Source organism: Nonomuraea roseoviolacea subsp. carminata, assembly GCF_024172185.1.
GTDB classification, from domain to species: Bacteria; Actinomycetota; Actinomycetes; order Streptosporangiales; family Streptosporangiaceae; genus Nonomuraea; species Nonomuraea roseoviolacea.
The window spans coordinates 8802708-8822905 of record NZ_JAMZEC010000001.1; the positions used below are offsets into that span (position 1 = coordinate 8802708).

At 74.2% G+C, this 20198-nt stretch carries 23 protein-coding genes; 14 read left to right on the forward strand and 9 right to left on the reverse strand.

Annotated features, from left to right (window positions below):
• Window positions 1-11: 11 nt before the first annotated feature.
• Complete coding sequence (gene secD, locus HD595_RS40960) at window positions 12-2261, forward strand: protein translocase subunit SecD (protein ID WP_253779035.1); 2250 nt, start codon at window positions 12-14, stop codon at window positions 2259-2261.
• Window positions 2262-2306: 45 nt separating this feature from the next.
• On the opposite strand, the gene HD595_RS40965 is transcribed toward secD, so the two are convergent.
• Both HD595_RS40965 and HD595_RS40970 read right to left on the reverse strand, forming a co-directional pair.
• A complete protein-coding gene (locus tag HD595_RS40965; protein WP_253779037.1) occupies window positions 2307-2945 on the reverse strand; it encodes an SRPBCC family protein in 639 nt (212 codons plus the stop codon).
• Window positions 2942-3319, reverse strand: coding sequence for an ArsR/SmtB family transcription factor (locus tag HD595_RS40970; protein ID WP_253779040.1), 378 nt, complete (start codon window positions 3317-3319; stop codon window positions 2942-2944). Before HD595_RS40970 ends, HD595_RS40965 begins: the two co-directional genes overlap by 4 nt.
• Before the next feature lie 91 nt (window positions 3320-3410).
• Between HD595_RS40970 and HD595_RS40975 the strand changes: the two genes are divergently transcribed.
• Both HD595_RS40975 and HD595_RS40980 read left to right on the forward strand, forming a co-directional pair.
• Window positions 3411-3989 carry a GNAT family N-acetyltransferase gene (locus HD595_RS40975; RefSeq protein ID WP_253779042.1) on the forward strand — a complete coding sequence of 193 codons (579 nt, stop codon included), beginning with the start codon at window positions 3411-3413 and terminating at the stop codon, window positions 3987-3989.
• Between the two features lie 160 nt (window positions 3990-4149).
• Window positions 4150-4911 (forward strand): class I SAM-dependent methyltransferase, encoded by a 762-nt coding sequence (locus tag HD595_RS40980; protein WP_253779044.1) that lies wholly within the window; start codon window positions 4150-4152, stop codon window positions 4909-4911.
• Window positions 4912-4929: 18 nt separating this feature from the next.
• Here HD595_RS40980 and HD595_RS40985 read toward each other — a convergent pair whose 3' ends face one another.
• Window positions 4930-5757 carry an oxidoreductase gene (locus HD595_RS40985; RefSeq protein ID WP_253779047.1) on the reverse strand — a complete coding sequence of 276 codons (828 nt, stop codon included), beginning with the start codon at window positions 5755-5757 and terminating at the stop codon, window positions 4930-4932.
• Window positions 5758-5854: 97 nt separating this feature from the next.
• Between HD595_RS40985 and HD595_RS40990 the strand changes: the two genes are divergently transcribed.
• The gene (locus HD595_RS40990; protein WP_253779049.1) at window positions 5855-6373 is read left to right on the forward strand and encodes a DinB family protein; all 519 of its coding nucleotides are present in this window, start codon (window positions 5855-5857) and stop codon (window positions 6371-6373) included.
• A gap of 55 nt (window positions 6374-6428) precedes the next feature.
• Here the strand turns inward: HD595_RS40990 and HD595_RS40995 are convergent, their stop codons facing one another.
• Window positions 6429-6866, reverse strand: a complete 438-nt coding sequence (locus HD595_RS40995; RefSeq protein WP_253779051.1) for a MerR family transcriptional regulator — start codon at window positions 6864-6866, stop codon at window positions 6429-6431.
• 81 nt (window positions 6867-6947) lie between these two features.
• Between HD595_RS40995 and HD595_RS41000 the strand changes: the two genes are divergently transcribed.
• The 8 genes from HD595_RS41000 (at window position 6948) to HD595_RS41035 (ending at window position 15173) form a co-directional block, all read left to right on the forward strand.
• The gene (locus tag HD595_RS41000) at window positions 6948-8126 is read left to right on the forward strand and encodes an MFS transporter (RefSeq protein ID WP_253779053.1); all 1179 of its coding nucleotides are present in this window, start codon (window positions 6948-6950) and stop codon (window positions 8124-8126) included.
• Between the two features lie 133 nt (window positions 8127-8259).
• A complete protein-coding gene (locus HD595_RS41005; protein ID WP_253779056.1) occupies window positions 8260-9156 on the forward strand; it encodes an alpha/beta fold hydrolase in 897 nt (298 codons plus the stop codon).
• A gap of 183 nt (window positions 9157-9339) precedes the next feature.
• Window positions 9340-9792, forward strand: a complete 453-nt coding sequence (locus HD595_RS41010; RefSeq protein ID WP_253779059.1) for a hypothetical protein — start codon at window positions 9340-9342, stop codon at window positions 9790-9792.
• Window positions 9789-10049, forward strand: a complete 261-nt coding sequence (locus tag HD595_RS41015) for a hypothetical protein (protein WP_253779062.1) — start codon at window positions 9789-9791, stop codon at window positions 10047-10049. The genes HD595_RS41010 and HD595_RS41015 overlap by 4 nt, the downstream gene beginning before the upstream one ends.
• A gap of 237 nt (window positions 10050-10286) precedes the next feature.
• Window positions 10287-11474 carry an MFS transporter gene (locus tag HD595_RS41020; protein ID WP_253779064.1) on the forward strand — a complete coding sequence of 396 codons (1188 nt, stop codon included), beginning with the start codon at window positions 10287-10289 and terminating at the stop codon, window positions 11472-11474.
• Window positions 11471-12373, forward strand: coding sequence for a TolB family protein (locus HD595_RS41025; protein ID WP_253779066.1), 903 nt, complete (start codon window positions 11471-11473; stop codon window positions 12371-12373). The genes HD595_RS41020 and HD595_RS41025 overlap by 4 nt, the downstream gene beginning before the upstream one ends.
• Before the next feature lie 85 nt (window positions 12374-12458).
• Window positions 12459-13766 (forward strand): discoidin domain-containing protein, encoded by a 1308-nt coding sequence (locus tag HD595_RS41030; RefSeq protein WP_253779068.1) that lies wholly within the window; start codon window positions 12459-12461, stop codon window positions 13764-13766.
• 183 nt (window positions 13767-13949) lie between these two features.
• The gene (locus HD595_RS41035) at window positions 13950-15173 is read left to right on the forward strand and encodes an MFS transporter (RefSeq protein ID WP_253779070.1); all 1224 of its coding nucleotides are present in this window, start codon (window positions 13950-13952) and stop codon (window positions 15171-15173) included.
• An 8-nt stretch (window positions 15174-15181) separates the two neighbouring features.
• Here the strand turns inward: HD595_RS41035 and HD595_RS47050 are convergent, their stop codons facing one another.
• The gene (locus HD595_RS47050) at window positions 15182-15556 is read right to left on the reverse strand and encodes a DUF6069 family protein (RefSeq protein ID WP_253779072.1); all 375 of its coding nucleotides are present in this window, start codon (window positions 15554-15556) and stop codon (window positions 15182-15184) included.
• A gap of 132 nt (window positions 15557-15688) precedes the next feature.
• On the opposite strand from HD595_RS47050, the gene HD595_RS41045 reads away from it, so the two are divergent.
• Window positions 15689-16816, forward strand: a complete 1128-nt coding sequence (locus tag HD595_RS41045; protein WP_253779074.1) for a sensor histidine kinase — start codon at window positions 15689-15691, stop codon at window positions 16814-16816.
• Entirely contained in the window at window positions 16804-17457 is a 654-nt protein-coding gene (locus tag HD595_RS41050; RefSeq protein WP_253779075.1) for a response regulator, read from the forward strand. The genes HD595_RS41045 and HD595_RS41050 overlap by 13 nt, the downstream gene beginning before the upstream one ends.
• Window positions 17458-17520: 63 nt before the next feature.
• Here HD595_RS41050 and HD595_RS41055 read toward each other — a convergent pair whose 3' ends face one another.
• The 4 genes from HD595_RS41055 to HD595_RS41070 form a co-directional block, all read right to left on the reverse strand.
• Window positions 17521-18279, reverse strand: coding sequence for a maleylpyruvate isomerase family mycothiol-dependent enzyme (locus tag HD595_RS41055; protein WP_253779078.1), 759 nt, complete (start codon window positions 18277-18279; stop codon window positions 17521-17523).
• A gap of 34 nt (window positions 18280-18313) precedes the next feature.
• The gene (locus HD595_RS41060; RefSeq protein ID WP_253779080.1) at window positions 18314-19078 is read right to left on the reverse strand and encodes an SDR family NAD(P)-dependent oxidoreductase; all 765 of its coding nucleotides are present in this window, start codon (window positions 19076-19078) and stop codon (window positions 18314-18316) included.
• Window positions 19079-19252: 174 nt separating this feature from the next.
• Window positions 19253-19624 carry a VOC family protein gene (locus HD595_RS41065; protein ID WP_253779083.1) on the reverse strand — a complete coding sequence of 124 codons (372 nt, stop codon included), beginning with the start codon at window positions 19622-19624 and terminating at the stop codon, window positions 19253-19255.
• A 122-nt stretch (window positions 19625-19746) separates the two neighbouring features.
• On the reverse strand, window positions 19747-20121 hold the full coding sequence (locus tag HD595_RS41070; protein WP_253779085.1) for a nuclear transport factor 2 family protein: 375 nt from the start codon (window positions 20119-20121) through the stop codon (window positions 19747-19749).
• Window positions 20122-20198 lie beyond the last annotated feature (77 nt).

A 20198-nucleotide genomic window follows, 5' to 3' on the forward strand; every position in this document is an offset into this window, starting at 1 on the left:
TGGAGGCTCCCATGTCACGTGCGCCCGTGTGGCGCGCGGTGGTCGCGTGCGCCGTCATCGCCACCGCATTCATCCTCGCGTTCACCCTGTCGCCGCGCCTCGGACTCGACCTGCGCGGCGGCACCCAGCTCGTGTTCGAGACCCGCGACTCCCCCACCGCGAAGGCCGACTCCGAGGCCACCGACCGGGCGCTGGACGTGCTCCGGCGCCGGGCCGACGCGCTCGGGGTCGTCGATCCGACGCTCGTGCGCTCCGGCGAGCGGCGGATCATCGTGGAACTGCCCGGCGTGCTCGACCCGCGCCAGGCCGCCGAGGTCATCGGCAGAACCGCCCAGCTCGCCTTCCATCCCGTACGGGGCGCCGCCGGCCCCGCGGAGCAGGGGGACACCGTCCTCCCGGACGAGTCCGGGACGCGGCTGCGGCTCGGCCCCGTGGCCGTCAGCGGCGACGCCGTGACCGACGCGGCCGCCCGCAGCGACCCGCAGCAAGGTCCCGGCTGGTTCGTCACGGTCGACTTCCGCGACGCCGGGGCCTGGCAGCGGCTGACCGGCGCGGCGGCCTGCGAGGCGCCCGGCGACCCGAAGCGGCGGGTCGCGATCGTCCTGGACCGCGAGATCATCTCCTCTCCGCAGGTGGACCCGTCGGTGGCGTGCCGGGCCGGCATGCCGGGCGGGTCCACGCAGATCACCGGCTCGTTCACCCAGCAGGAGGCCGACGAGCTGGCCGTGCTCATCAAGGGCGGCGCCCTGCCGGTGCCGCTGACGCTGGTCGAGCAGCGCACCGTCGGCCCCACGCTGGGCGAGCAGGCCATCGAGGCCAGCGCCAAGGCGGGCGTGGCGGGGCTGGCGCTCACCACGCTGTTCATCGTCGTCGTCTACCGCGTGGTGGGCCTGCTCGCGGCCGTGGCGCTGGCCGCCTACGGGCTCATCTCGTACGCGGCGCTGCTCGCGCTCGGGGCGACGCTCACACTGCCCGGTCTGGCCGGGTTCGTGCTGGCGATCGGCATGGCCGTGGACGCCAACGTCCTGGTCTTCGAACGCGCCCGGGAGGAGTACGGCCGGCGGCCGGGCCGGGGCCTGCGGGCGGCCCTGGACCGGGGCTTCCGGCACGCCTGGAGCGCCATCGCCGACTCGGGCATCACCACGCTGGTGGCCGCCGGCCTGCTGTTCTGGCTGGCGTCGGGGCCGGTGCGCGGGTTCGGCGTGACGCTGGCCATCGGCGTGCTGGCCTCGCTGGTCTCGGCCATGCTCATCACCCGCGTCCTCATCCACCTGGCGGCCGGGCGGCTGAGCCCGCGGCTGTCCGGCCTGGGCCGGGTCGGGTGGGTCAGGACGTGGGTCGTCAGGCGCGGCCCGGACCTGATGGCGCGCGGCCGGCTCTGGCTCGGCCTCGCGGGCGTGCTCACCGCCGCCGCCGTCGCGGGCCTGGTCCTGCACGGGCTGAACGTCGGGGTGGAGTTCACCGGGGGACGTCTGGTCGAGTTCGCCGCGAGCCGGCCGGTGGGCGGGGAGGCGGCCCGGCAGGTCGTGAGCGGCGCCGGGCATCCGCAGGCCGTGGTGCAGGTCTCCGGCGAGGCGATCACCGTACGGACCGGGCAGATCTCCGCGGACGAGGTGGCCGGCCTGGAGCGGGCCCTCGACGCGGGGCTCGGCGAGGTGACCAAGCAGCGTGACGAGCTGATCGGGCCGAGCCTGGGCGAGGAGCTGCGCCGCAACGCGTTCGTCGCCCTCGGCGTGGCGCTCGGGGCGCAGCTCGTCTACCTGGCGGTCAGGTTCCGGTGGACGTTCGGGGCCGCCGCCGTGCTGGCGCTGGTGGTGGACGCGGCGGCCGTCGTGGGCGCGTTCGCCTGGCTGGGCAAGCCGGTGGACGGGGTGTTCCTGGCCGCCATGCTCACCGTCATCGGGTACTCGATCAACGACAAGGTGGTGGTGTTCGACCGGGTGCGTGAGCTGTGGAGCGCGCAGCGGGACAGGCCGTTCGCCGAGGTGGTCAACGGGGCGATCCTGCAGACGGTGCCGCGTACGGTCAACACCGGCATGGGCGCGCTGTTCATCCTGGTGGCGCTGGCTGTCTTCGGCGGCGACTCGCTGCGGGACTTCGCGATCGCGCTGGTCATCGGCATCGTGGCCGGGACGGCGTCGTCGGCGTTCGTGGCGGGGCCGCTGGCGGTCGAGCTGGAGCGGCGCGGCGACCGGCCGCCGCCGGAGCCGGCCAGGCCGCGCAGGGCTCCGGCCAGGGACGGCTCCGGCGCCGTGGTCTGAGCCAGGCTCCGGCGCCGTCGTCTGAGCCAGGGGGAACGCCCTCGGCTACTGCCCGCTCCCGGCACCCCCGGGCTCCGGGGCGTAGAAGCCGAGGGTGTTCTTCACCATGCCCGCCACGATCTCGGGCGACTCGCCCGCCACCCGGTGCGCCTCGCCCCACGCCTGCGCGCTCACGGTCATGCACCGGCGGGCCTCCTCGCTCGCCTCCCACTCCCTGGGGTCGCCGATCGAGCCGCCCGCCAGGTGCAGGCCGAGGCCCAGCACGGTGAGGTCCCAGCCGACGCCCACCGCGCCCGGCCCGTACGCGGACCACATCCCGGGCGGCACCGTCGCGACGTGCCGCAGCTCGAACAGCGTGCTCTCCTCGCCCTCGGCCGTCAGGCGCACCTCGACCTCCGACAGGCCGGGGGCGTCGCCCATCACCCAGGAGACCTTCAGCAGGCGGGGCGGCTCGCACCGCAGGATCTCGCCGCCCGCGTTGCCCTTGAGCTGGTAGTGGCCGCCGACGCGGAAGTCGCCGCTGACCGGCAGGAACCACCGGGCGATCCGCTCGGGGTCGGTGCAGGCGTCCCACACGTCCTCGACGGCCGCGTCGTAGCGCCGGCTGATCGTCACGGTCTTGGTCTCACCGTTCTCGCCCACCTCGCGGCGGGCCAGCCTGATCTGGTCGATGATGTCGATCATGTCTGCTCGTCTCTGGTCGGCGCCGGCGGCGTGGCCGGCGGGTCGGGGTCGCGGCGGCGGCGTCTGCCGCGCGCCAGCTCGGTGGCCAGGGCGTCGAGCCGGTTCTCCCAGAAGCCGCGGAAGCGCTCCAGCCACACGTCGACCTCCCGTAGCGGGGTGGGATCGACGGCGTAGAGGCGGCGCGCCCCGTCGGCCCGCACGGTGGCGAACCCGCTGTCGCGCAGCACCCGCAGGTGCTGGGAGACGGCGGGCTGGGAGATCCCGTACTCGCGCCTGATGACGGTGGTGACCTCGCCGGAGCTCAGCTCGCCGTCGGCGAGCAGCTCCAGGATCCGGCGCCGGACCGGGTCGCCGAGAACGTCGAACGCATGCACCACGGAAGTATGCCGACAGCCGCTTATATAAGTCAACTCTTATAATCGATGATCTACGCTTGTTGCGAATCGTTTGCAACAAGGAGTCTCGGTGACCACACTCTTCCGGCGGCACGACGCGTCCGGCATCACGTCCCTGACCGGCGGCCCGGCCGCCCTGTACGAGCTGTGCTACGCGGCCCCGCCCTGGTCGGAGACGCCCGAGCAGATCGCCGGCTTCCCCCGCCGGCTGGCCGAGGCGGCCGCCCGGCCCGGCTTCGCGGCCTGGACGGCGCACGACGTCGATGACCGGCTCCTCGGCCTCTGCTACGGCTGGCCCACTCCCGCCGACCGGTCGGGCGACCCGTTCTACGACATGCTGACCGGGGCGCTGGGCGCGGACGTGGTCGCCGGACTGTCCCGCGACGCGTTCGAGGTGGCCGAGCTGTGCGTCCACCCCGAGGCGCGCGGGCGGGGCGTCGGGCGGGCCCTGCTGGAGGCCGCCGTCGCCGGACGGCCCGCCGCGTGGCTGATCACCTCCCCGGAGGCGCCGGCCGCCCGGCTGTACGAGCGGCTCGGATGGCGCCCGGTCGCCCCGCTGCCCGTCGGGCCAGGGGCGGGCCCTCCCTTGGCCGTCTACACCCTCACCGCTTCCACCCAGCCACAGGAGCTGAGCAGCCCGGCCGCCTGAGCCGGAAGGGGCCGCCCCGCCTGGGGGTGGGGCGACGCGGCCGATGTCTTTGCCTTACCTGGACGCCTTCCAGGCGCGCCGGTCGTTGAGCGGGCCGCCGGCGCTTGCCTACATTTCCAGGGCCCATCGCCGTACCGTCACCCCGTCTGGTGGTCCCGACGTGAAACACAACCGTTCGAGCCTCGCCCACCAAGCCCGCTACGCCCTCACCCATCCGGGACGCGTCGCGCCGCACCTGCGCCGGCTGGCGCGCGACGCCTGGCTGCGGCTGCGCACGCGCGACCACGTCGCGTACTACCGGGCCGTGATGCGCTCCGACACGGCCCGCAGCCCCGAGGGGGCCGTCGGCTCGCACTCGCACAAGCGCTGGCTGGCGCTCGGGCGCATGCAGTTCGACTACCTGAGGGAGCACGGGCTCAAGCCCGAGTTCCGGATGCTGGAGATCGGCTGCGGCAACCTGCGCGCCGGCCGCCTGTTCATCGACTACCTCGACCCGGGCAACTACTACGGCCTCGACATCTCCCCCGACATCCTCTTCTCCGCCCAGGACACCGTCGTCGCCCACGGCCTGCGCGACAAGCTGCCCCACCTGACGCCGGTGCGCGACCTGCGCTTCGCGTTCCTGCCCGACGAGCACTTCGACGTCGTCCACGCCCACAGCGTCTTCTCGCACTCGCCGCTGCCCGTCATCGAGGAGTGCTTCGCGCACGTGGGCCGCGTCATGCGGCCGCAGGGCTGGTTCGACTTCACCTTCGACCGCACGGAGGGGCAGGAGCACCACGTGCTGCGCGAGGACTTCTACTACCGCACCGAGACGCTCGTCGGGCTGGCGGACCGCTACGGCCTGAACGCCGTGTTCATGGACGACTGGGAGCGCCTGCCGCACAAGCAGTCGAAGATCCGCGTCACCCGGCGGGCGTGACCCCGCGCCGGCGGGGGTTCAGAAGCCGGTCGAGAGGGCGGTGAGCCGCCACTCGTCCAGCTCGCGGCGGACGAGGTCGAGCTTGGCCTCCACGCGTTCGACCGCGTCCGCGCCGAGCTGCAGGCGCAGCGGAGGCTCATCGGCCTCCGCGACGTCCACGATCGCGGCGGCGGCCTTGGCCGGATCGCCCGGTTGACGGCCGTCGTTGGCGGCCAGGGCCGCCCGGGTCGCGCCCGCGCCGGCGGCGTAGTCCGCGATGGAGGCGGGCTCGACCCGAAGGCTCGCGCCGTTGAGGAAGTCCGTGCGGAAGCCGCCCGGCTCGACGATGACGACCCGCACGCCGAGGGGGGCCAGCTCGCCGTGGAGCGCTTCGGAGAGGCCCTCGACGGCGAACTTCGTCGCGCCGTACAGGCCCGTGCCCGGGGCCGTCGCGAACCCGGCCACCGAGCCGATGTTCAGCACGCGGCCGGACCGCTGGGCGCGCAGCGCGGGGAGCGTCGCGCGCAACGTGTTCAGCACGCCGAAGACGTTGACGTCGAACAGCTCGCGCGCCGCCTGGTCGGACACCTCCTCGACCGCGCCCACCAGCCCGTACCCGGCGTTGTTGACCACGACGTCGATGCGGCCGAACGCCGCCAGCCCCGCGTCCACCGCGGCCCGCAACTGCTCCTGGGACGTGACGTCCGCGGTCACGGCCAGCAGCCCGCCGGGCCGGTCCGGGTACGCCTTGAGGATCGCCTCCACGTCCCGGGCCGTGGCGACGACCTCGTGCCCGCGCGACAGTGCTTCCCGCACGATCTCCGCCCCGAGACCCCGCGACGCCCCGGTGACAAACCACACGCTCATGATCTTTCCCTGTCCGTTGGATCGGCTGTGTGGTGACGCTACAAGTTGGAGTCGGCTCTACCTCAAGCGGCGGCCGGGGCGTGGCATCATGCCAGGCATGACTTGGACCGCCCCCGAGGTGACCCGTCCCGAGGGGTCACTGCTCGCCCCCGAGGCCGACCTGCTGCCGGGCCTGCTCGACTGGCACCGCGCGACGTTCCTGCACAAGTGCGCGGGCCTGACCGGCGAGCAGCTCGCCGCCACGCCGATCCCCTGGTCGAACCTGTCGCTGCTCGGCCTGATCCGGCACCTGGCGAAGGTGGAGCACATCTGGTTCCGGCGGTCGCTGCTCGGGGAGGACGTCCCGAGGCTCTACTCCACGCCCGAACGGCCCGACGCCGACTTCGAGGACCTCGACCCGGCGCGGGCCGAGGCCGAGTACGCGGTGCTGCTGGAGCAGCAGGACATCGCCCGCAAGGCCGCGGCCGGGCTGCCGATGGACACCACGTTCGAGAACGCGGGCTGGGGCACGCTGACGGTGCGGCTGCTGCACAACCACATGATCGGCGAGTACGCCCGGCACAACGGGCACGCCGACATGATCCGGCAGGGCGTGGACGGCGTCACCGGCGGCTGAGCCCTCGCCGCGCCGTTCGTCGCGGGGAGTGCGAGGCCGGCGACGGACGCCCCGTTCAGCCGTCGAGCGCCGCGAGCGCGCGGCGCGTGACCTCGGGCGGGGCCGCGGCGATCACCTCGTCGAGCGCGCGGCGCGTGACCTCGGGCGGGGCCGCGGCGATCACCTCGTCGAGCGCGCCGAGGGACGTCCGCAGGTCCGTGATCGACTGAGTGATCCTGTCCCGTTCGCGGTGCAGGTCGGCGAGCAGGTCCGAGCACGTCGGGACCAGCCGGTCGCCGTCGTCGCGCAGGCAGGGCAGGATCGTGGCGATGGTGGAGGTGTTCAGACCGGCGGCCAGGAGGCTGCGGATGCGGCGGACGGTGTCGACGTCCCCGTCGCCGTATTCCCGGTAGCCGCTGGGGCGCCGCTCGGGATGGAGCAGGCCCTGCTCCTCGTAGTAGCGCAACAGGCGCTCGTGGACGCCGGTCCGCCGTGACAGTTCGCCGATGCGCACAGCGCCTCCCTCGTGCCGCCGCGGGCAGGTCGCCGGCGCGGCTTGACTCTCACATCCATGTGAGACTCTAGCGTCCTGGCCATGAGAAGGACTTACGCGACGCTCGCCGCCCTGTGCGTGGGCGTCTTCGTCGTCGGGACGTCGGAATACCTGATCTCCGGCCTGCTGCCCCAGGTCGGGGCGGACCTGAAGGTGTCCGTGGGCACGGCCGGGCAGGCGGTCACCGTCTACGCGCTCGGTGTCGTGGTCGGCGGCCCCGTGGTGGCCGTGCTGACCGCCAGGACGCCCCGCAAGGGGCTGGCGCTCGGCCTGATGCTGCTGTTCGCGGCGGGCAGCGCGATCAGCGCCCTGGCCCCCTCCTACGAAGTGCTGCTGGCCGGACGCCTGGTCTCGTCGTTCAGCCACGCCGCCTTCCTCGCCCTGGCGCTGGTGATGGCGACCGGCGTGGTGCCGCCGGAGCGGAGCGGCACGGCGATCTCCGCCGTCGCCTCCGGCTTCACCGTGGCGACCCTGCTCGGCGTGCCCCTGGGGACGCTGCTGGGGGACGCCGCCGGATGGCGCGCCCCGTTCGCCGTCCTGACCGCCCTGGCCCTGGCGGCGGTCGCGCTGCTCGCGGCCGTGCTGCCCAGGCGGCCCGCCCCGGCCACCCGGCTGCGGGACGAGGTGCGGGTGGTGACCCGCCGCCCGGTCCTGCTGGCCATCGCCACCACCGCGGTCGGGTTCTCCGGCGTCTCGGCGGTGTTCACCTACATCGCGCCGCTGCTGACGCGTGTGTCGGGTTTCTCCTCCACGGCGGTCTCGGGGCTCCTGCTCGCCTACGGCGCGGGCAGCTTCCTCGGCAACCTGGTCGCCGGCCGGCTCACGGACCGGTCCATGAGCGCCACCGTGCGAGGCGTCCTCGGCGGACTGGCCGGCGTGCTCGTCCTCATGCCGTTCGCCGCCGTCCGGCAGCCGTCGGCGGTGGCGGCGGTCCTGGTGCTCGGCCTGCTCGCGACCGCCACCATCGCGCCGCTGCAGGGGCTGATCCTGCGCCTCGCGGGAGAGGCCCCCACGCTGGCCGTCTCCGCCAACGTCGGCGCCTTCAACCTGGGCGCGGCGGCCGGCTCGGCCGTCGGCGGCGTCATCGTCGCGGCGGGCGCCCTGCGCTGGGCCGGTCTGGCCGGGGCGGCGCTGAGCCTGGCGGGCCTGGCCCTGACCTACCTCGCGCTGCCCCGCGAGCCCGCGGCCACGCGACCGGACGACGTCCCGGCCGCCGTCTGAGTTCCGCCGTTTTCATCCTATGCGGTGCATTGTTTATCGTCGATTTTTGATTTTCCCCTTGCCTGGACACCATTGGGCGCTGTTATTCTCCGTCGGCTTCCTTTCGGTTCTTTCAGAGCGGAGACGGCGAGAGATGAGCGAGACGAAGGCGTGCGACGTCGGCCCGGCCGGGATCGAGGTGACCTACGAGCGCATCGGCGACCCGGCGGGGCCGCCCGTGCTGCTGATCATGGGCGGCGGCGGGCAGCTGATCCACTGGCCCGACGGGTTCTGCCGGAGCCTCGTCGCCCAGGGGCTGCACGTGATCCGGTTCGACAACCGCGACGCCGGGCTGTCCACCCACTTCCACGACGCGCCGGTGCCCGACCTGCCCGCGGTGCTGGCCGGTGACCTGTCCTCGGTGTCGTACACGCTGGTGGACATGGCGGCCGACACCGTCGGCCTGCTCGACGCGCTCGGCCTGGAGTCCGCGCATCTCGTCGGCGCCTCCATGGGCGGCATGATCGCCCAGACGGTGGCCGTCGGGCACCCCGGACGGGTGCGGTCGCTGACCTCGATGATGTCCACCACGGGCGACCCGGAGGTGGGGCAGCCCAGCCCGGAGGCGCTGAACGAGATCGCCGGCCCGCCGGCCGTGACCCGCGAGGAGGTGGTCGAGCGCGCGGTGAAGGCGTCGCGGGTGCTGGGCTCGCCCGGCTATCCGGCCGACGAGGAGGCGGTGCGGGAGCGGGCCGGGCGCGCCTACGACCGGGACCATGACGAGCTGGGCTTCCTGCGGCAGGCGGTGGCCGTCGTGGCCTCCGGCGACCGTACGCCGTGGCTGCGCTCCCTCGACCTGCCGACGCTGGTGATCCACGGCGCGGCCGACCGCATGTGCGACGTCAGCGGCGGCCGGGCGACCGCGGTGGCCGTGCCGGGGGCCGAGCTCGTGGTGTTCGACGGCATGGGGCACGACCTGCCGCGCGCATTGTGGCCCGAGTTCACCGACGCGATCGCGCGTCTCGTACGGCGCGCGGAGGACGCCATTTAGAAAATAATTCGCGTCGCGAACTATTCGGCGGCCCGCCCCCGGAGGGGGAAATATCGATATTTCGGGAATTGGCGGATGCCGGGCGGGTGGACCACGCATCGAGCGCCCCGCGTCGCACCCAACCTTCAGGCTGGCTGAAGCCTTCGCTAAGCTTCAGCCACTCTGAAGGTTGGAAGGAATGCCATGGAACACCTCCTGTTGTCGGTGCACGTGCTCGCCGCCATCGTCTTCGTCGGAGGCTCGGCCGTCGCCACGAGCCTGTTCCCCCGGTACGCGCCCGTCGCCGTCCCCGCACCGGACGACTCAGGAGGCCCACGCGAACGCTCGGTGGCCGCCGCCCTGCACCGCGTCACCGGTGGCTACGCCGCGCTCGGCCTGATCGTGCCCGTGGCCGGCATCGCGCTGGCGACCGCGCAGGGGCGCATGGGCGAGATCTGGATCACCGTCTCCATGATCCTCACGGCCGTCGCCGGCGGTCTGCTGGCCACGCAGATCCACCCGCGCCAGCGTGAGGCCCTGCGCGAGCCCGGCGACCCCCGGAAGCTGCGCACGCTCTCCATGCTGGCCGGGATCTACAACCTGGCCTGGGCCGCCGTCGTCGTCCTCATGATCGTCCGGCCGGGGTCGGGCCGGTGAGCGCGGCGAACCTGTGGGTGCTGCGCGTGGCCGCCGCCGTGGAGCTGCTCTCGCTCGTGACGCTGCTGGGCAACCTGCTCACCGTCCACACCAGGATGATCACGACGTTCGGCGGGCCGACGCACGGCATGGCCTACCTCGTGGTCATCGCGGCCGTCTCGATGGCGCCGGCCGCGGCCGGGTCCGGGGCGCGGTGGCGCGCCTTCGTCCCCGGCGTCGGCGGGATGCTCGCGCTCCGGCGGCTGCGCCCCCGTTGAAAGCACCGACGCCTGCGCGCGCCCGCGCCGGTGTTGACAGCGCCGGCGCACCCCGCCCGCGATGAACTAGTTAGGAAATTTTCCTAACTATCTTGACGCGAACCCGGCCGCTTGCCACTCTTCAGGCGAGCGGCTTGGCGCGGCGCCCCCTGTGGCGTGACGCGCTCAGATCCTGACCCGGCCGCGCCTTCCATGCTGACCGCCCCCTTCCATGCCGATCACCCATGGAGCACCGCCGTGTACATCGCGGATGTCAAGTCCGGCGTCAAGATGTCCCGACTCAGTCTCGCCGTGCCCGCCAACGTCCTGGCGCTCGGCGCGGTCAGCCTGGTGACCGATGTCTCCTCCGAGATGGTCACCGCGATCCTGCCCTTCTACCTCGTGCTCTCGCTGGGGCTGAGCCCGCTGGCCTTCGGGCTGGTGGACGGCCTGTTCTTCGGCGTGACCGCCGTGGTGCGGCTGGCCGGCGCCCACCTCGCCGACCGGCTCCAGCGGCCCAAGCTGGTCGCGGGCCTCGGTTACGCGCTGTCGGCGGCGTGCCGGCTGGGCCTGCCGGCGGCCGGGGGCTCGGCCGCCCTGGTCGGCGCCGTGGTGGCGGCCGACCGGACCGGCAAGGGCCTGCGCACCGCCCCGCGTGATGCGCTGATCACGCTCAGCGCCGACCCCGGGCGGCTCGGTCAGGCGTTCGGCGTGCACCGGGCCATGGACACCGCCGGGGCGTTCCTCGGACCGCTGGTCGCCTTCGCCGTCCTCGGCGCGAGCGGCGCCTACGACGCGGTGTTCGTGGTGAGCTTCGCGGTCGCCGTGCTGGGCGTGCTGATCTTCGTGCTGTACGTGCGCGACCGGCGGGAGTCCGCGCCGGCCCCGGCCTCGATCCGGCCCGCGCTGGCGCTGCTCGGCGAGACGCGGTTCAGGCGGCTGTGCCTGACGGCATGCGGCCTGGGGCTGGTGACGGTCAGCGACGCCTTCGTCTACCTGCTGGTGCAGCACAACGCCGGGCTCGCGACCGAGCACCTCCCGCTGCTGCCGCTGGGCACCGCGGCGGCGTACCTGCTGCTCGCCGTGCCCCTGGGCAGGCTCGCCGACCGGGTGGGCAGGGGCCCGATGTTCGTGCTCGGCCACCTCGCGCTCGTGGCCGTCTACGGCGTCCTCGCGGCGTCCGGGCCGTTCTGGGTGGTCCTGCCGTTGCTCGGCCTCTTCTACGCCGCCACCGACGGGGTGCTCATGGCCGCCGCCGGGCCGTTGCTGCCCCCCGGGCTGCGCACGAGCGGGCTGGCCCTGCTGCAGACCGGCCAGGCCGTGGCCCGCATGGTCTCCTCCATCCTGTACGGCGCCGCCTGGGCGGCGTTCGGCCCCGTGCCCGGCCTGGTCGCGATGGGCGTGGGCGTGGTGGCGTGCCTGTCGCTCTGGAAGGTGGTCCGATGAGACGCGGTGTGATCCTGCTCGTCGCCATGCTCGTGCTGGGCGGCGGCGCGACCGGCTACATCCTGTGGTCCGGACGCCCCGCGCCCGCGGCCGGCCGGAGCACGCTCGACCTGGCCAAGCCCGGCCAGTTCCTGGTCAGGGACCGGGCCACCGGCCTGATCCGCGGCAGCAGCACCCGGTGCGACCGCTTCCACGCGGCGCACGGCACGGGCGTGTGCCTGCTCGCCCAGCCCGGGGCGACGGCGACGACGTACGCGCTGGTCCTCGACCACGCCATGAGACAGACCCGGCGCGTCAGGCTCGCCGGGATCCCGAGCAGGGCGCGGGTCTCCGCCAGCGGCAGGATGATCTCCTGGACGGTCTTCGTCACCGGCGACTCCTACACCGGCGCCGCGTTCTCCACCCGGACCGGGCTGCTCGACACCCGCACCGGGAACGTGACCGTCACCATCGAGGACATCCCGCTGATCAAGGACGGCCGCCGCTACCACTCCGCCGACGTGAACTACTGGGGCGTCACCTTCGCAGCGGACGACAGCCGCTTCTACGCCACGGTCGCGACCAAGGGGAAGACCTATCTGGTCGAGGGCGACTACACCCGCTGGCAGGCCAAGGTGCTCAGGGAGAACGCCGAGTGCCCGTCGCTGTCCCCGGACGGCCGCCGGCTCGTCTACAAGAAGCGCATGCCGTCCGGCGCCTGGCGCCTGCACGCGCTGGACCTGGCCACCGACCGGGAGACCCCGCTCGCCGAGACCGCCGACGTGGACGACCAGGCGGCGTGGCTCGACGGCAGGAGCGTCATGTACGCCAAGGGCCGCGACGTCTGGGCGGTGCCCGCCGACGGGAGCGGCACTCCCCGGCTGCTGGCCACCGAAGCCTCCTCACCCGCGATCACCTGAAACCCGATCGCCTACATCCGATCACCAGAAACCGATCACCTGAGACGCGATCACCGGGGTCGCGATCACCTGGAAGGAGAACGGAGTGTTATCCAGACGCATCAGGGCGGCGGTGGCGCTGCTCGCGGCGAGCCTGCTGCTCCAGGTCGGGCAGGCCACGCCCGGCCACGCGGACGACGGGCTCATCTCACAGGGCCGGCCCGCCACCGCGTCCTCGGTGGAGGACTCGACGCTCACCGCCGACAAGGCCGTGGACGGCAGCACCACGACGCGGTGGGCCTCCGCCGAAGGATCCGACCCCCAGTGGATCAGAGTGGACCTGGGCGGCCCCGCGACGATCAGCCGGGTGCGGCTTTCCTGGGAGGCCGCCTACGCCAAGGCGTACCGGGTGGAGGTGTCGGCCGACGGGACCACCTGGACCACCCTGTCCTCGACCTCCTCCGGTGACGGCGGCGTCGACGACCTGACCGTGACCGGGAGCGGACGCTACGTGCGGGTGTACGGCACGGCGCGGGGCACCTCCTACGGCTACTCGCTGTGGGAGCTGGAGGTCTACGGCAAGGGCGGCGGCGACGGCGACGGCTCGTTCGTCGTCGCGGCGGCCGGCGACATCGCCGGGACCTGCCGCGCCGCCGACGGGACGGCCTGCCCGCACGAGCGCACCGCCCGTCTGGTCGAGTCGATCAACCCCGTCTACGTGCTGACCATGGGCGACAACCAGTACGACGACGGGAAGCTGTCGGAGTACCGGTCCTACTACGCCACCACCTGGGGTCGCTTCAAGACCAAGACCAGACCCACGCCGGGCAACCACGAGTACTACGACCCCGCCGGAGGGGCCTCGGGGTACAAGGCGTACTTCGGCTCCATCGCCACCCCCGCCGGCAAGACCTACTACAGCTTCGACCACGGCAACTGGCACTTCGTCGCCCTCGACTCCGAGCAGTCCATGTCCGCCGGCTCGGCGCAGGTGACCTGGCTGAAGAGCGACCTCGCCCGCACCACCAAGAAGTGCGTCGCCGCCTACTGGCACCATCCGCTGTTCAACTCCGGCAGCAAGGGCTACGACCCCGTCAGCCTGCCGGTGTGGCGCGCGCTGTACGCCGCGGGCGCCGACCTGATCCTCAACGGCCACGACCACGTCTACGAGCGGTTCCGCCCGCAGGATCCCGACGGCAAGGCCACCGCGGCGGGCCCGCTGGCCGTCACCGCGGGCCTCGGCGGCGCCGAGAACTACACCTTCGAGCACGAGGTGCACCCCAACAGCCTGGTACGCCTGACCGACCTGCACGGCGTGCTCAAGCTGACCCTGACCGCCACCGGCTTCTCCGGCCAGCTCGTCCAGGACGACGGCCGGATCAGGGACACCATCCCGGCGACCCCCTGCCACTGATCCACGGCCGGGGCGACCCGGCTCCAGCCCTCCGGTGCCGACAGCTCACAGCAGCGGAGCTCCGGCACCACGGCGCGGTGGCCGGGACGCGTACGGCGTCGAGGTCGTAGGACCATCGACCCAGCCGCTTCCCCGGCCACCGGCCGATCCCCGCCGGCCGCCGCCGCCCCGAGAATCGTCACCGTGATCATCACCTCCACCGGAGGACGTGTCGCGGGCGCCCGGCCCTTCCTCGTCGGCATGTTCGCCGACGCGCTGGGCAGCGGCCTGTACGTCCCGCTCACGCTCCTGTTCATCCACCAGGTGACCGGTCTGCCCCTGACCACGGTCGGCCTGGGCGTGACCGCCGCCGCCGTGGTGGGGCTGGCCGCGAACCCGGCGGCCGGCGCGCTGATCGACCGCTTCGGCGCGCGGCGCGTGCTCATGGCCACGTACCTGCTGCGCGCCGCGGGCTTCGCCGCCTACCCGTTCGTGGACGGCTTCGCCGCGCTCGTGGCCGTCGCCGCCGTGGTCGCCACCGGCGACCGCGCCTACTATCCCGCCTCCGGGAGTTACGTCGCGGTCCTCGCGCGCGGCGCGGACCGCGACAAGCTGTACACGCTGATGGCCACCGCCAGGAACGTCGCGTTCGGCCTCGGCGGGCTGCTGTCGGCCGGGGCGGTGTCGCTCGCCGGCGGGGCCGGCTTCACCCTCATCGCGGCGCTCAACGCGGCCAGCTTCCTCGTGGCGACCGGGTGCCTCGTCGTCTCCGGCCGGCGCGCGCCCGCGCCGGCGACGCCCAGGGAGCCGAGGGGGTACCGGGCGGTGTTCGCCGACCGGCCGTTCGTCGCTCTCGTGGCGGCCGAGCAGGCGTTCACGCTCGCGCACATGATCCTTCCGGTGGCGCTGCCCGTGTACGCGGTGACGGTGCTGGGCGCCCCCGTCTGGCTGACGGGCGTGCTCTACACCCTCAACACGGTCCTGGTGGCCGCCGGCCAGCTCGCGGTACGCCGCCGGCAACGCGCCGCGCGCCGTACGCACGCCATGGCGCTGGCCGGGGCGATCCTCGTCGCGGCGTGCGCGCTCTACGCCGCGACGGCGCTCCTGCCGCCGGGTGCGCCGCGGGCGGGCGGCCTGCTGATGGCCACGCTCGTCCTCACCCTGGGCGAGCTCATGCACACCACGCCGTCCTGGGCGCTCGCCGCCGCCACGGCGCCGACGGCGCTGCGCGGGCGGTACCTCGCGATTCACCAGCAGACCTGGGCGGTGGCGGCCGTCGTCGCCCCCGGAGGCTACGCCGCGCTCCTCGACGCCGAGCCGTCACTGCTGTGGATCGCGCTGGCCGCGCTCCTCGTGCCCGCCTGCCTCGCGCTGCTCCGCCTGGCGCGCCGCCTGCCTCCGGACGCCGTCGCCGCCCCCGGCACGTGACGCGCGGTTCAGCGGCGCGCCAGCCACGTGATCAGCACGGCGCCCACGACCAGGTGCAACGACAGCAGCACCAGCGTCGCGGCGGCGCCGGCTGCGCTGCCCAGCGGGCCGGCGAGGGACACGACGCAGACGACGAGGGCGGTGATCGTCCAGATGCGGCGAGGCCGGGCCGCCCGCCGTTCCAGGACGGCGAGCAGCGCCCAGCCCGCCAACCCGGCCAGCAGGCTCACCACCGCGACCGGCACCGCCCCGACCGTCTGCGCGCCGCCGCCCGTCCGCACCGTCAGCGTGACCCCGGCCACCGGCACCGCCAGCGCCCACACGGCCAGGGCGGCGGCGGTCGCGCCGATCACGGTGAGGAGTCTCTTGAGTGAAGTGTCCACGCCGGTCAGCCTGGCCCGGCCGGGCCGGTCGCCGCATCGGGCACGCGGTCGCGCGCGGTCCTCCCCCGGTGGGGGCCGGATCCTCCTTCGGTAGGTGACGGACCCGCCGTCCCCGGCGCTAGCGTGTGCCGGATGAACGCGACCTGCCCCCCGAGGACCATGGCCGTGGCGAGCGTGGCCGCCGGAGTGGGCGTGCTCACCGTCGCGTCGCTGTGGGGGCAGGCCGGCGGGCCGCTGACGGGCCTGGACGTCGCGGTCGCGGCGGCGAGCGTGGTCGCGGCGCTCGCCCAGGTGCGATGGCCGGTCCAGGGGGCGCTGGCGGCCGCCCTCCTCGCCACGCTCTCCCCCGTGGCCACGCCGGCGGCGACGACGGGGGCGCTGCTGATGGCGCAGCGCGGGCGGCTCCCCGTCGCGGCGGCGGTGGCGGCGGCGGGCATGGCGGCCCACCTGGTCCAGGGGCTGTGGCGGCCGAGCTCCGGCATCTCCCCGGGCTGGTGGCTGCTGCTGGTGTGCGCCTCGTACGCCGCGCTGCTCGGCTGGGGCAGGCTGGCCTGGTCCCGCCGCGCGCTGCTCGCGTCGCTGCGCGAGCGCGCCCGCCGCGCCGAGGCCGAGCAGGGCCGGCGGGTCGCCGAGGCCCGCATGGCCGAGCGCCGCGCGCTCGCCCGGGAGATGCACGACGTGCTGGCCCACCGCCTGTCGCTGGTGGCCACCCACGCCGGGGCGCTGGAATACCGCCCCGACTCCTCCCCCGAGCAGCTCGCCCGCGCCGCCGGGGTGATCCGCGCCGGGGTGCACCAGGCGCTGGAGGAGCTGCGCCAGGTGATCGGCCTGCTGCGCGAGGACGAGGACCTGCTGGACGAGCCGCGGCCGAGGCCCACGCTGGCCGACCTGCCGCGCCTGCTCGGCGAGGCGCGCGAGGCGGGCCAGCTCGTACGGGTGGACGACGGGACCGGCGGCGCCTCCCCGCCCGCCGCCGCCGGGATGATCGGCTACCGCGTCGTCCAGGAAGGGCTGACCAACGCCCGCAAGCACGCCCCCGGCCACCCGGTGGAGGTGGTGCTGAGCGGCGCTCCCGGCACGCGCCTGTTGATCGACATGCGCAACCCGCTGCCTGCGCCCGGCTCGGCCCCGGCCGTGCCCGGCGGCGGCGTCGGCCTGGTGGGTCTCACCGAACGAGTACGGCTGGCCGGCGGGCGCCTGGACCATCAGAGCACCGGGGAGGAGTTCCGGCTGCACGCCTGGCTACCATGGCCGGAGTGATCCGCGTGCTCCTGGTCGACGACGACGCCCTGGTCCGCGCCGGGCTGGCCATGATGCTGGACGGCGCCGCCGGCATCACCGTGGTCGGCGAGGCGGCCGACGGGCAGGAGGCGGTCGCCGCCGCCGACGCCCACGCCCCCGACGTCGTCCTCATGGACCTGCGGATGCCGCGCGTGGACGGCATCACCGCCACCCGCCGGCTGCGCGCCCGCGCCAGGCCGCCGGAGGTCATCGTGCTGACGACCTTCGACACCGACGAGAACATCGTGCACGCGCTGCGCGCCGGCGCCGGCGGGTTCCTGCTCAAGGACACCCCGCCGCCGCGCATCGTGGAGGCGGTCCTGCGGGTCGCGGCGGGCGACCCGATCCTGTCGCCGCGCGTCACGCGGCGGCTGATGGAGCGCACCGTCGCCCAGAGCGGGGCCTACGAGCGGGCGCGCGCCGCGCTCGCCGCGCTCACCCCGCGCGAGCACGAGGTGGCCCTCGCGATCGCGCGCGGCGGGACGAACGCGGACATCGCCGCGGAGCTCGCCATGGGGCTCACGACGGTGAAGGCACACGTGTCGAGCATCCTCACCAAGCTCCGCCTGGACAACCGCACCCAGGTCGCGCTCCTCGCCCACGACGCGGGCCTCGCCTGACCGCCGGCCTGGCCCGCTCTCCCCCGGCCGTCGCCGATCGGGTCTGCCCTCGCGCGGCCGTCGTCAGCCGGCCGCCGGCCCCCAGCCGGGGACGGGCGGCTGCGGCCACGGGGGCGGCACCGGCAAGATCCCGGGCTCTCCGTCGCCGATGACCCGGGCGGCGGGGGTGCGGCCGCTGAGCCAGCCGAGCAGGACATGACCGGGAGCGGTGACCGCCGGCCCTTCCGGGGAGACCTCCCAGGTCCGGCCGTGGTCGGCGGCGGTGACCCGGGAGAGCGGGAAGCCGCGCGCCGCCAGGGCGGCCAGGGTCTCCTCCAGCGCCCAGGCGACATACGCCTCCGGCCAGTCGGCCGTCCGGTACCCGGCGGCCAGGTCCACGTGATGGGTCTCCAGCTCGCGCACGCACCGGCACAGGACGTACCAGGCGGGATGGCGCCAGCCCGCGAGGGCGGTGACCATGGTGTCCCAGGCCGGGCCCGGCATCGTGCCGACCTCCCCGGCGAACCGGTCCAGGCTGCGGCGCGTGTCCGCCGGCAGCTCGGCGGCCGGCAGAGCCGCGCCCTCCTCGACCGCCCGCGCCATGGCCGCCGCGTCCGCTCTGGGGCCGGGTTCGGTGCCGGTGCGGGCCAGGCGCAGCAGCCACACGTACGCGTCGGCACTCCGGGCGACGTGGGCCAGCACGTGACCACGCGTCCACGTCGCCAGCCCCGACGGGCTCCGCAGGCCGGCGTCGCCGAGGGCGTCCGCGGTGCGCAGGAACCGCGCGGCCGACCGGGCGGCCTGGCCGGCCATGTCCTCGATGGCTGATCTCCGTCCGAACATCGGCACGTACCCTATCGGGGGCGCGGTGCCGTGGTCAGGCGATGGGGCCGAGGTACGTCCCGCCGGAGACGTCGACGGTCTGGCCGGTCACCCAGCGGGCCTGCGGCCCGGCCAGGAAGGCGACGACGTCGGCGACGTCCTCCGGCTCCCCGAGCCGGCCGAGCGCGGTGATCGCCTCCAGCCCGGCGACCACCTCGGGGATGGAGGTGTGGCCCGCGGTCAGATCGGTGCGCACGGCGCCGGGCGCGACGGTGTTCACCGTGATGCCGCGCCTGCCCAGCTCGTTGGCCAGCGAGGGGGCCATCGACTCCAGCGCGGCCTTGCTGATGGTGTAGCCGATCTGCGTGGAGACGGCGAAGCGGCTGGCGGTCGAGCCCATGTTGACGATGCGGCCGCCGTCGTTCAGCAGCGGCAGCGCGCGCTGGATCACGAAGAACGGCGTGGTCACGTTGATCGCCAGCAGCAGGTCCAGCTCCTGCGGGGTGACCCGCGCGATCGGGTTGCCGGAGCCGATGCCCGCGTTGTTGACCACGATGTCCAGGCCGCGTCCCGCCAGCCCGGCGGTCAGGCCGTCGAAGAGCCGGTCCACCGCGCCGTCCTCGCCGAAGCGGGCCCGCACGGCGAACGCGCGGCCGCCCGCCTCCTCGATCCGGGTCACGGTCCACTTGGCCGCGTCGTCGTCGCCGCCGTAGTGGACGGCGACCTCGGCGCCCTCGGCGGCCAGCCGTAGCGCCACCGCCCGGCCGATGCCCCGCGACCCGCCCGTCACCAGTGCCGTCTTGCCCGCCAGGAAACCCATGTCCGCTCCTCAAGTGCCCCGGTCCTCGGTGCGGACCGGCCATGGGACAACCGTGCCGGGGCCGGCTCACCGCGCGCTCACCGCCGGCTCACCGGCCTCCGCGCCCCGGCCCCGGCCCCGGTCCCGGCCACGGTCCCGGCCACGACCACGACCACGAGAGACTCGACGCCCTCGTCACTCGACGACCACGAGGCCGTTGCCGTCCGCGTCGCGCAGCACGAACATCGGCGGGACCCCCTCCCATCGCAGCAGCTCGCCCACCTCGACGCCGCGCGCCGCCAGCTCCTCGCGGAGGGCGGCGGCGTCGCCCGTGGTGAGACGGATGCCCGTGTCGGTCCCGGCCGGCGTGCGTTCGTCCGCCGGGACGAGCGCGATCGAGGTCGCCGCCCCCGCGGGCGCCACCTCGATCCAGCGCCCGCCGAACCGGCCGGCGGGGACGTCCAGGCGCTTGGCGAGACCGAGGACGCCCACGTAGAACTCGACGGCCCGGTCCTGGTCGGCGACGGGCACGGCCACGGTCCGGACACCGGTGATCGCGTTGGTCATCTCTGGCTCCTCACGGGTGCGGGCCGGTGCCTCTCACCGGCCCTCACTCCATGGACGAACGGACCCGCCCGATCACGACACCCGCCGCACGGATTCCGCGCGGCTTTTTGCTCGTACCGGGGTCAGCCTTCTCCACGGCGCCCGGCCTGGGCGGCGGGCAGGCGGTCGAAGACGGTGACGACATGGGTGATCCTGCCGTCGCCGACGGTCAGGTAGTCCATGGCCCGGAAGTCGCGGGCGAACGTGGTGTCGGTGGTGTAGACGACGGCGGCGCTCGTGCCGTCGCCGAGGACCTTGGTGATGGAGGACCCGGTGAGCTTGGGCAGGAAGCCCTCCAGGAAGCCCCGGTAGGCGGCCCGGCCCTCGATCCGGCCGGCGGGCGCGTCGCACACGACGTCCTCGGCGAGGAAGCCGAGCGCCTGGTCGACGTCGCCGCTCATCCACGCGCGGGTGTAGTCCTCGGCGATCTGCTGGGCGGAGGCGTTGGTGCTGGTCACAGTGCTTTCCCTTTCGCGGTGTCCCGGAGCCGTCCGTACGGGCCCCGGTCACTGGATCCTCGCCGCCGTATATGACA